The sequence below is a fragment of the Parabacteroides sp. AM58-2XD genome (assembly GCF_003463685.1).
Lineage (GTDB): Bacteria > Bacteroidota > Bacteroidia > Bacteroidales > Tannerellaceae > Parabacteroides > Parabacteroides segnis.
This window is the reverse complement of sequence record NZ_QSDP01000081.1, coordinates 19233-29562: the sequence shown is the minus strand read 5'-3', so window position 1 is coordinate 29562 and position 10330 is coordinate 19233. Positions and strand designations below refer to the sequence as shown.

The window sequence follows — 10330 nt, the reverse complement described above, 5'->3', positions numbered from 1 at the left end:
GTATAAACTAACCGATTTTGTTATCATTCGAAAGACTTCCATAAATTTAACCAGTTTTCACTCGCTTATTAAAGCAGATTATCTATCTTTGAATTTCTAATTATTTTATCTTAAAATCCAATAACATGAAACGATTTTTTTATTTCTCAATTCTCTTTCTAGGTATCATCAGCACCCTTAGTGTTTCAGCCACCGACAACAAATGGAAACCCCTGTTCGGAGAAAACCTTTCCGATGCCAGCTACAATCCTGAAGTTTGGAGTATGACAGGTGGTGTACTTGCAGCAGTGGAGGATGAATCCATTTGGACAAAGACCGAATATGAAAACTTTGAACTGGATCTGGACTTCAAAACCGACGTAGGAACCAATAGCGGCGTTGTAGTATATTGCACCGATACTAAAGATTGGATTCCCAATTCTGTAGAAATACAGATTGCCGACGATCATTGTGAAAAATGGGGAAACGGCAAACCTTATGAAAAGTGCGGAGCCATTTACGGCCACCTGGGTGCAAAACAAGACAAAATAGTAAAAAAGCCCGGCGAATGGAACCATATGCGCATCAGATGTGTCGGACAACGCATTAATGTTATCCTGAATGGTAAAAAAGTAACGGAAATGGACATGAGCAAATGGACTTCGGGAACAGTCAACCCGGACGGCAGTGAAATCCCCAGTTGGTTGCCTAAGCCATTTGCAGAACTTCCGACAAAAGGATATATCGGATTACAGGGTAAACATGGTGATTCCCTGATCTGGTTCCGTAACGTAAAAATAAGAAGTATCAAATAATAAAATGAAAAGAGGAAAGTTATATTCGAACTTTCCTCTTTTCATTTTATCAATAAACTTTCGTTCCTTTTCCCTGATGGATTTCAGAAGCCTGGGTTATAATAACCTCTTTCACCCCTGCATCGATTGCCTGGAATGAGTTTTCCAGTTTAGGGATCATACCTCCCTGGATAATCCCCTCTTCTACCAATTGTTTAAATACCGTACGGTCTATTTCCGGAATAACGCTTTCATCATCATTCTCATCCCGCAATACACCTTTTTTCTCAAAACAAAAAACTAATGTTACATCAAAATGCTTAGCCAGTGCTTTTGCAGCTTCACCGGCAATCGTATCAGCATTGGTATTCAGCATATGCCCCTGTTTGTCATGGGTCAGCGGAGCCAATACCGGAACAATGCCCTGATGGATCAGAGAGGCCAGCAAATCTGCATTCACTTCTTTCACATCTCCCACAAAACCATAATCGACTTCAGCTACCGGACGTTTATCCGAACGCATCAGATTCATATCTGCTCCGGTGAGGCCTAGTGCATTCACATCTAACGCCTGCAAACCGGCCACAATATTTTTATTGACCAGGCCGCCATATACCATTGTTACCACTTTCAGTGTTTCAACGTCCGTCACCCTACGGCCATTCACCATTTTACTTTCGATGCCTAACTGGCTCGCCAGTTTAGTTGCAGAACGTCCTCCGCCATGTACCAATGCTTTAAAACCTTCTATATGAGAAAAATCCCGAAGCAAACTTTTCAATGTTTCCTCTTCCTCAACGATCTTTCCGCCGACCTTGATCAGCGTAAGCTTTTCTTTATTCATATCTGATAAAATATTTTTGCGTCAAAGGTACAAAAAAACAAAAGATTTATATACTTTTGCACCTGTCAACGCGGTAGTAGCTCAGTTGGTAGAGCATTAGCTTCCCAAGCTAAGGGTCGTGGGTTCGAGTCCCATTTACCGCTCCCTAAAAACAAGACCTTAATAATAATCTCTATATACCCATCGAAACATGATAAAGAAAGAAGCAATCAAAATTTTGAAGAAAAAAAAGTTCGCACTCTTTGGGACGATAATTCAAAACATTTCATCCAAAAGGAGTGTTAATCCCATATAATTCCTACATTTGCGACTATTAACTGAATTTAAAAAGAAAAAGAAGATTTGCTATGTTGACAGTAATGATTTTTGTTTTTCTGATTGGATACTTATGTATAGCTTTAGAGCATCCGCTAAAGGTGAACAAAGCCGGAACAGCCCTACTGACCGGAACAATACTTTGGGTTTTATACACATTTGCTGCACCTGATCTGATCCCGACCGCATCAGCCGAAGAATTTAAAGAATTTCTGGATGCCTATCCGGCTATAGCAGATCTTCCTTTTGTAGAACAATGTACCCGCTTCGTCGTTGAACACCAGGTACTGGACAGTATCGGAGAAATTGCAGAAACATTGATTTTCCTAATTGGCGCGATGATTACCGTGGAGTTGATTGACGCTCACGGCGGTTTCATGTTTATCACAAACCGTATCAAAACCAACCAGAAAAAAAAATTATTACTTCTGGTCGCATTTATTACTTTTTTCATGTCTGCCATACTCGATAACCTGACAACTTCCATCGTTATGGTTATGCTAATGCGGAAACTACTGGGGAACTACAAAGAACGGTGGGTATTCGGCAGCGTGATTATCATTGCTGCAAACAGTGGCGGGGCCTGGTCACCGATTGGAGACGTAACTACCATCATGCTTTGGGTCAGAGGAAACATTTCCTCATCCTCTACTATTCCACACCTGATTTTGCCCAGTCTGGTATCAATGATGGTACCTGTTCTCATTATGATGCGTTTCCTCCATGGGAAAGTGACTCCGCCCGATGCATTTACCTATAATGAAAATGACGAACTACTCAAAGAATTAAAGACCAAAGAAAAACTCTCGATACTGATACTCGGCGTATTATGTCTTATATTCGTCCCTATATTTAAAACGATCACTCATTTGCCTCCGTTTATGGGTATCCTGATGGGAGTCGGTATTTTATGGATCTATACAGAATTAATGTATAAACGGGATATTGTCAATGAAGATCTTAAACTTCGTCTGTCAAAAATAGTGCGCCGTATAGACGGAGCAACCCTATTATTCTTTCTTGGAATCCTTTTGGCTGTCGACGCACTGCGATGTAGCGGTGTATTGACAAATTTCGCTTTCTGGCTAGACGAAACTGTCGGAAATGTATATGCTGTAAACCTGATCATCGGTACTTTATCGGCCGTAGTTGATAATGTTCCGCTGGTAGCCGGAGCTATCGGCATGTATCCGGTTGCAACAGATGCTATCATCGCAACAGCAACAGATCCGACTTATATGGCAAACTTTGTTCAAGACGGAATATTCTGGCAATTCCTGGCTTATTGCGCCGGAGTTGGAGGCAGCATGTTGATCATAGGTTCAGCTGCCGGAGTTGTCGTGATGGGATTGGAACGCATCAATTTCATCTGGTATCTGAAAAACATATCCTTACTGGCCTTGATCGGATATCTGGCCGGTGCAGGAGTATATATTCTTCAAAATGTAGTATTGGGATTATAAACAAGGGAGGCATACAATTATGTTATGGGATTTTATTCTGAGATTATTTATTGCCGGTATTCTTGGTGCCGTAATTGGTCTTGACCGGGAATACAGGGCGAAAGAAGCCGGCTATCGTACACATTTCCTGGTCTCACTGGGAAGTGCCCTTATCATGATTGTATCCCAATACGGTTTTCAGCAGATTATACAGGAAAGTAGTGTTTCGCTCGACCCCAGTCGTGTTGCGGCACAGGTTGTTAGTGGTATCGGCTTTATCGGAGCGGGAACCATTATCATACAAAAACAATTTGTTCGCGGACTGACGACTGCCGCAGGAATATGGCAACAGCCGGAATCGGCCTGGCAATCGGTGCCGGAATGTACGGCATTGGTGTTGCGGCAACCGTACTGACTCTGATGGGACTTGAGCTACTAAGTTATATCTTTAAAAGCCTGGGAATGAAAAGTTCGATGATTATTTTTTCCACCAATGAGAAAGATATCATAAAAAGGTAACCCGGGTTCTGAACGACAAAGGTTACCTGCTCGTCTCCTACCAAATGGAAAAAGTCAGTCATTCAAACGTCGATACTTTCATTGTCACCCTGGTTATAAAGGCCAGGAAAAGTACGGACGACAACCAGCTACTACTTTTCATGGAAGAATTTCCGGAGGTAACAGTTGAGAGAATTGAATAGAAATTCTTAAAACGGGGACAAGTTTTAGTATCTTTGTCCCCGTAATCATTTTATAACAGATACACATGAACATAATTTCTAAACTATTCAAGAAAGAAAAAGAGGAAACAGAAGCTACATCAAAAGGCTCCGTTGAAGAATTTGTAACATTAATCCGCGTATATTATCAGGCGGTAATGGCCGTACAGTTGGGTATTACCAATATTAATATGTTATCGGATATGGCCCTTTTCAAACGTATGCTGAAAATTCCTACCCAAAATAACAAGCCTGGTATCGCAGAAAAGGCACGTGTCCGCAAAATATTAATGCAGGACTATGCCATGAAAGAAAGTTTCTTCAAGGAAATAGAAGCCTCAGTAAAAAAGAACTGTAAGTCGCAAAACGACATCAAATCATACTTTTTCCTTTTCCAGGGATTTTGTAATGACCTGTTCTCCCTGCTGGATAACCTGATGCAATGGAAGTTCCGTTTCTCCATGCTGGTAAAAAAATTATTATATAACCAGACAGCAAAAACAATCCATGAGATTGTAACTCGTTCGGAATGGAAAGAGGTCAGTGTCCAGAAAACAGCCTGGAGCATCCGCAAATACAAAGAGACATTAGGCTATTCGGAAGAATGGATGACTGATTTCGTTTACAACATTGTCCTTCTTGCCAAAGAAGATGCCAAAAACCAACGTAAAAAAGACAAATAAAATCAGACAGGCATGAAATATCTATTTTTAGAATATCCGAAATGCAGTACCTGCCGGAACGCAAAAAAATGGTTGGACGAACATAAGGTTGCTTATGAGGACCGCCATATAATCGACCAGCATCCTTCGGCTGAAGAGTTGACGGAATGGATAGGACGCAGCAAATTACCACTGAAGAACTTCTTCAACACCAGTGGTCTTGTATATAAAGCCATGCAGTTGAAAGACAAATTGCCCTCCATGAGTGAAAAGGAACAGATAGAACTACTTGCTTCCGATGGCAAACTTATCAAACGTCCTTTGTTGGTAAGCGAGAATCAGGTCTTGGTCGGCTTCAAAGCAGCTGAATGGGAAGAATCTGTAAAATAAAGAGTATATGAAAGAGTTCATCACCCCTCCGGAGCATATTCATTTCCTGGCAAAAAAGTTATTTACCGATTGCGGGGAAATTATAGATGGTTCCATTGCCTATCTGGAAAAAGGAGGTGGTGGACCGACTTCCCTGCATACTCATGAGCATAATCATTTGTTTATCGTATTCAGCGGACAAGCAAGGATTGAATTAGACGGTGAAGTAAAGATTGTGAATGCAAACGAATCATTCCTTGTAAACGGAAAAGTTCCCCATTCGGTATGGAATAATATCGAAGGGACCACCGTTATGATTGGTATTTCTGTAAAAGCTAAATAATCATCTTATCTATTATATCGTATGGAAAACCTTACATATCAACCCGACGCTGCATACGTTGCAGCTTGTGGCCTGTATTGCGGTGCTTGTCGCAAATTCGTAAAAGAACAATGCCCCGGATGCTGGGAGAATAAAAAAGCGGACTGGTGTAAAATACGGGCATGTAACATCGAGCATAACTATAAAAGTTGTGCCGACTGCACAATCAGTTCTATCGATGAATGCAAGAAGTTCAATAACTTCATCGGAAAAGTATTTTCTATCCTCTTCCGTTCCGACCGTCCGGCCTGTATCAGAAGGATACAGGCAATCGGCTATGATGCTTTTGCCAGGGAAATGCACGCTAAAAAACAACAGACAATAAAACGATAATATATATCCCGATGGTTTCAGAATTACATCCGTTAGGTTTCTTTTTACCGGAGCAGACTAAATTGCTGATGTTGGGGAGCTTTCCTCCTCCGATGCAACGTTGGTCGATGAACTTTTACTATCCGAATATACAGAACGATATGTGGCGTATCCTCGGACTATTGTTTTATAGCAATAAAGAATATTTCCTTGAAACAAAGAAGGCGTTCAGTGAAGAGAAAGCCAAAGCCTTCTGCCGGGAGAAAGGTATCGGTATCGGCGATACGGCTGTCGAAATAATCCGGTTAAAGAATAATGCTTCCGATAATTTCCTGCAAGTGATAAAACCGATAAATCCAGAAGAAGTCCTATCGCAAATACCCGAATGTAAAGCAATTGTCGTTACAGGGCAAAAAGCGATGGATACGATTTTATCGGTATTGCCTCCGACAGAAGAGCCGAAAGTCGGAACTTATTCGACATTCACCTTACTGGACCGGGGATTCAGATTATATCGTATGCCTTCCTCATCACGGGCCTATCCGAAACCATTAGAGGAAAAGGCGGCGGTTTACAGAGGGATGTTTGAAGAACTGGAGATACTATAAATAACAAAGACTGTTTAGTTTTATAAGCAGTATCGTTAATTTAGAAATATTGGGATCAAAAGAATGGAACTATAGATAATACGTATTACAATAAATATATGTAACTCTGTTTTCATTATGATGATATTTATACTTTTGCGTCGAGTTTCGCGCAGATTGGAGAAAAAATTTAACTCAGAGTTTATCTGGTCATTATAATATTTTATGAAACTAGTATTTCTATTCTTATCAATCTTCTCATTATTCTCATGCAAAGATGAGTGTACTCAAAAGGACATTCTCAACAAATCGGAAACTTTATTGAGAACAGATCCAGATAGTGCTTATGCACTGTTAAACAGCATTCCTAACCCTGCACAAATGAGCGACAAGCAACTGGCCAGATGGTGTATGCTTGTAGGTGAAAGTGCAGATAAAATATACGAAGATATGCCCTCTTCGAATCTGGTAGTCGAGGCACAAACTTGGTACAAAAAACATGGTACAGCAGAAGAGCAGGCACGCATCAGTCTGTTTTTGGGCCGTTCGTATGTAGAAAATAAGGAATTTGAAAAAGCCATGACGATTTATATGGAAGCTCTTGAAGCGGCGAGTACAAACCGGGTATACAATCAAGCAGGATACCTCTCTTCCTACATCGCCGATTTATATCTTTTTAAAGATATGCCGGGTGAAGCACGAAAGAAGAATATAGAAGGAGCCGATTATTTTCTGAAAGCCGGCAATAAACGTAGCTATGCATTGGCATTAAGGGATATTGCTTATACATGGTCAAGAGTAGATTCCGTAAACAAAGCGTTATGGTATATGACAAAAGCTGATACTATTGTGTCTGAATTAAATGATCGTAAAGCTATGGCCTCTATTGCGAACGGACTTGGTAATTTATATGAAATGAAAGGAGATTATCAGAAAGCTGAAGAGAATTATCTGCAGTCTTTAGATGTTAATAAGAAGAACAACAAATCTACCTATCTGGCTTTAAGCAGTATGTATACCCAAAGTGGTAATCTGGAAAAAGCTGGCTTTTATTTAGAAAAAGCCAAAATTCATATGAAAGAGGCAAATGTCTCGGCCGGTATTATTTATCAGCAGTATTTGTTAGCAAAAGCCAGTAATCATATTGAAGATGCACTGAATTATCTTGAACAATACGATGCTGCATGCGATTCTGTTACAAGCATGCAAAATGAATCAGATATCCTTAAGATAGAAAAAAAGTATCAGCAAGAAAAAATTCTAAAAGAAAATAGTCAACTACATATAGCCAAACAAAGGAATTTTATCCTGGTTATCCTCCTTATTATCATCTGCTTGGTCATTTTATATATTTTTCAAATTAAGTTAAGAAAACAACGAAAAAAAATATATGAACAACAAATAACATTAGATAATAATAAATTGGCAATGAACAAATTGAACAACAAAATAAATTAGAAGAACAACAAAAATTGTATGAACAACAAAAAACAGAATTAGAACAGATAAATAATGAGATAATGCAGGTGCGCAAAGAAAAATTATTCGCATCATCTATAGCTAAAAAGATAATCAAATTATCTAAATCAGTAAAAGCAGGAACGAATACATCACCGCTCACAGCGAAAGACTGGGGTATTATACAAGCACAAATAGATGAAATATACATTTCCTTGCCTCAACTTTTAAAAAATGAAATCTTATCATTCACTCCAGCTGATATAGAATGTTGTTATCTTAGCTTTTTTGATTTAGATCCGCAAGCCGAAGCCATTCTCTTGAACATAAATCCGGACTCTGCAAGCCGACGTCGTTCACGATTACGTAAAAAATTAGATATAATAGGTGAAGACAAGTCCCTTCATGAATTTTTGACTAAACTTTGAGCTATAAAAACATGCTTTCAGAGCCATAGTACTCTCTTTGTCTATAAATCTAACCATCCAAAGGACACCACCATACACACCTGTAATTCAATTATTTACTAAACACCTTGTACAATTACTAATTTGTAAACAGCTGATAATCAGCACCCGTTTGTACATATGTATTTAGCCTTTTGTCTTTGCTCTTCTCTTCGGTCCAACTACCTTTGCCTCAGAAAATCAAAAATAAAACAAGTATGAAGATTTTTAGATTATTATTAATTGTGGTTTGTCTAATACCCCCTTTCTCTGGATTTGCAAAAAGGAACATAAAAGTACAAGAGAAAGAGAATAAAAATGAAAGATCAATTGAAGCAATCACTCCCATTGAAGCCTGGCTCGAAGATAGCAGCAAAGAGATAGTATTCCAATTCTATTGCAATCTCGGCCCTGTGATAATTACGGTTACCAATCATTCGGGTAAAACTATTTATGAAGAAATAGCTGATACCGATACTATGTCTTCCCTACATATTTATCTGGATAATTTATCCAAAGGAGAATATATGTTATCTATAACAACTAGTAATAATATATTATATGGAGATTTTTCTATTTATTAATATTTAAACAACAAAATGTATGAAAAACTTATTTTTATTCTTTGCTTGTAGTGTAATTATTTTTACATCTTGCTCTGAAGATTCGGAAAATTTACCAAAAAACACCAATGAAAAGGTTATTACCAAATCTTCGAATATTGAAGATAATCAAATGCTACAATTTGAAAACATGGATTCATTTAAGGCAACTTTGAACAAACTAAAAAGTATGTCAAAAGAAGAAGTTCTTTCGTGGAGTAAAGCCAATGAATTTGTATCAATGTACAAATTATTCACAGAGGTGGACAGTCGTATTGATAATGTAAAAGATGCTGAAGAGTACAAAAACTTAAGAAAAGAGTATTCCTCTACTTTTATTTTCAACGATGAAGATTATTACGATTTGACAATGTATTTACCTACAAAGGACTGGGAATACTCAAAAATCATTAATACACAAGGAGAAGTGATAATTGGAGGTGAAATACATTCTTTTAAAGATTTGCAAGATTATAATGATTACAAAACAGCGAATGGAAACACTATGTCTAGATCTTTTGAAGATCAGGAAATAACGGTATTTGCAGATGAAATTGTTATAAATCAGTGTGGATTAACCAGTAATCACAAAAAAAGAAAATTTCATGTTAAATCAAACTGGGATAGTCTCCGAGGCTGCGTAGCATTCAGCTTAAATGCTTCTTCAAAGTTCTTATGGGGATGGAAAGCTTTATCCACAAAATACTATTGTACAGGTTTGGGGCCACAATATAAACCTCTTTGGGAAACTAATGAGATACCAAGTGGTTCAACCTATTGGGTTCCTAACTTTCCTAGAAGTGGAGATTTCTATATTTATACCAGAAGCTTTGGTCCAGAGGGACGTCAGCTTCTAAGAGTAAGAGTTTGACATTACTTTGTTGGAGTGGATTCAAAAAATCCACTCCAATTTCAAAACAAGAACTCAGTTCAATAGGGTTTTTTCTAATTTTCACGTCATATAAATATATCAATTAAAAAAAGAAGATGAAAACAGTAAGTTTATTTAGTTTCGTTATGATGATTTTCGTAATGATGAGTTGTGAGAAAGAAGCATTTGATTCTATGAGTTTAGGTATTAGTTCAAATATACCAAAAGAGTATCAGGTCCGAAGAGCAGATAAGGACACATTGGATATAGAATTTATATCAATGCTAGTCCCAGATTTTGAACGTACAGTTGATTTTTCGGTAGAACTGCCAGACAAAGACTCAGAAAATATATGTAATTTTATACATAAAAATCTGGTAATCCCTGCGAATACAGAGAAATTCAATAATAAATTAATTATTGACAATAAAATGTTGTCCGAGAAAAAGAAGGTGCTACTCCATATAGGGATGAAAGGAAAAGGAGCTTTCGTGCTCAACACAATCGAACTGACTATCATTCCTTTACAAACAGAAGAATAAAAAAAT

At 38.1% G+C, this 10330-nt stretch carries 13 protein-coding genes, 1 tRNA gene and 1 pseudogene; 14 read left to right on the top strand and 1 reads right to left on the bottom strand.

All coding sequences use genetic code 11. From position 1 onward, the window contains the following. Positions 1-125: 125 nt before the first annotated feature. Positions 126-794: a DUF1080 domain-containing protein gene (locus tag DXA15_RS17825; protein WP_128134910.1), complete on the top strand. Its 669-nt coding sequence runs from the start codon at positions 126-128 to the stop codon at positions 792-794. Positions 795-843: 49 nt separating this feature from the next. Here DXA15_RS17825 and argB read toward each other — a convergent pair whose 3' ends face one another. Then, positions 844-1617: an acetylglutamate kinase gene (gene argB, locus DXA15_RS17820; RefSeq protein WP_007652612.1), complete on the bottom strand. Its 774-nt coding sequence runs from the start codon at positions 1615-1617 to the stop codon at positions 844-846. Positions 1618-1687: 70 nt separating this feature from the next. Here argB and DXA15_RS17815 point away from each other — a divergent pair. From DXA15_RS17815 to DXA15_RS17755, 13 genes and pseudogenes are all read left to right on the top strand, one after another. Beyond that, positions 1688-1760 (top strand) — tRNA-Gly (locus tag DXA15_RS17815). Positions 1761-1964: 204 nt separating this feature from the next. After that, on the top strand, positions 1965-3395 hold the full coding sequence (nhaD, locus tag DXA15_RS17810) for a sodium:proton antiporter NhaD (protein ID WP_128134909.1): 1431 nt from the start codon (positions 1965-1967) through the stop codon (positions 3393-3395). 19 nt (positions 3396-3414) lie between these two features. Then, positions 3415-4075: pseudogene (locus DXA15_RS17805) on the top strand (MgtC/SapB family protein). Positions 4076-4140: 65 nt separating this feature from the next. Next, the gene (locus DXA15_RS17800; RefSeq protein ID WP_007652608.1) at positions 4141-4776 is read left to right on the top strand and encodes a hypothetical protein; all 636 of its coding nucleotides are present in this window, start codon (positions 4141-4143) and stop codon (positions 4774-4776) included. A 12-nt stretch (positions 4777-4788) separates the two neighbouring features. After that, positions 4789-5145, top strand: a complete 357-nt coding sequence (locus DXA15_RS17795) for an arsenate reductase family protein (protein WP_007652607.1) — start codon at positions 4789-4791, stop codon at positions 5143-5145. 7 nt (positions 5146-5152) lie between these two features. Beyond that, positions 5153-5467, top strand: coding sequence for a cupin domain-containing protein (locus DXA15_RS17790; protein ID WP_128134908.1), 315 nt, complete (start codon positions 5153-5155; stop codon positions 5465-5467). Between the two features lie 21 nt (positions 5468-5488). Next, the gene (locus tag DXA15_RS17785; RefSeq protein ID WP_128134907.1) at positions 5489-5839 is read left to right on the top strand and encodes a DUF3795 domain-containing protein; all 351 of its coding nucleotides are present in this window, start codon (positions 5489-5491) and stop codon (positions 5837-5839) included. Between the two features lie 11 nt (positions 5840-5850). After that, the gene (locus tag DXA15_RS17780; protein WP_128134906.1) at positions 5851-6426 is read left to right on the top strand and encodes a uracil-DNA glycosylase family protein; all 576 of its coding nucleotides are present in this window, start codon (positions 5851-5853) and stop codon (positions 6424-6426) included. Positions 6427-6630: 204 nt separating this feature from the next. Further along, positions 6631-7863, top strand: coding sequence for a lipopolysaccharide assembly protein LapB (locus DXA15_RS17775; RefSeq protein WP_128134905.1), 1233 nt, complete (start codon positions 6631-6633; stop codon positions 7861-7863). Between the two features lie 14 nt (positions 7864-7877). Beyond that, entirely contained in the window at positions 7878-8291 is a 414-nt protein-coding gene (locus tag DXA15_RS17770) for a hypothetical protein (protein WP_128134904.1), read from the top strand. Between the two features lie 236 nt (positions 8292-8527). Beyond that, positions 8528-8893, top strand: coding sequence for a DUF3244 domain-containing protein (locus DXA15_RS17765; protein ID WP_128134903.1), 366 nt, complete (start codon positions 8528-8530; stop codon positions 8891-8893). A 19-nt stretch (positions 8894-8912) separates the two neighbouring features. Continuing rightward, positions 8913-9782, top strand: a complete 870-nt coding sequence (locus DXA15_RS17760) for a DUF4848 domain-containing protein (protein ID WP_128134902.1) — start codon at positions 8913-8915, stop codon at positions 9780-9782. A gap of 116 nt (positions 9783-9898) precedes the next feature. Next, complete coding sequence (locus tag DXA15_RS17755; protein ID WP_128134901.1) at positions 9899-10324, top strand: hypothetical protein; 426 nt, start codon at positions 9899-9901, stop codon at positions 10322-10324. Positions 10325-10330: the final 6 nt, after the last annotated feature.

Excerpts from the sequence above, each read along its gene's own strand:
- DXA15_RS17795 (WP_007652607.1), top strand. The coding sequence starts at position 4,789 with ATGAAATATCTATTTTTAGAATATCCGAAATGCAGTACCTGCCGGAAC.
- DXA15_RS17760 (WP_128134902.1), top strand. The coding sequence starts at position 8,913 with ATGAAAAACTTATTTTTATTCTTTGCTTGTAGTGTAATTATTTTTACA.
- DXA15_RS17775 (WP_128134905.1), top strand. The coding sequence starts at position 6,631 with ATGAAACTAGTATTTCTATTCTTATCAATCTTCTCATTATTCTCATGC.
- DXA15_RS17780 (WP_128134906.1), top strand. The coding sequence starts at position 5,851 with ATGGTTTCAGAATTACATCCGTTAGGTTTCTTTTTACCGGAGCAGACT.
- DXA15_RS17800 (WP_007652608.1), top strand. The coding sequence starts at position 4,141 with ATGAACATAATTTCTAAACTATTCAAGAAAGAAAAAGAGGAAACAGAA.
- DXA15_RS17825 (WP_128134910.1), top strand. The coding sequence starts at position 126 with ATGAAACGATTTTTTTATTTCTCAATTCTCTTTCTAGGTATCATCAGC.
- nhaD (WP_128134909.1), top strand. The coding sequence starts at position 1,965 with ATGTTGACAGTAATGATTTTTGTTTTTCTGATTGGATACTTATGTATA.
- argB (WP_007652612.1), bottom strand. The coding sequence starts at position 1,617 with ATGAATAAAGAAAAGCTTACGCTGATCAAGGTCGGCGGAAAGATCGTT.
- DXA15_RS17785 (WP_128134907.1), top strand. The coding sequence starts at position 5,489 with ATGGAAAACCTTACATATCAACCCGACGCTGCATACGTTGCAGCTTGT.
- DXA15_RS17765 (WP_128134903.1), top strand. The coding sequence starts at position 8,528 with ATGAAGATTTTTAGATTATTATTAATTGTGGTTTGTCTAATACCCCCT.
- DXA15_RS17755 (WP_128134901.1), top strand. The coding sequence starts at position 9,899 with ATGAAAACAGTAAGTTTATTTAGTTTCGTTATGATGATTTTCGTAATG.
- DXA15_RS17790 (WP_128134908.1), top strand. The coding sequence starts at position 5,153 with ATGAAAGAGTTCATCACCCCTCCGGAGCATATTCATTTCCTGGCAAAA.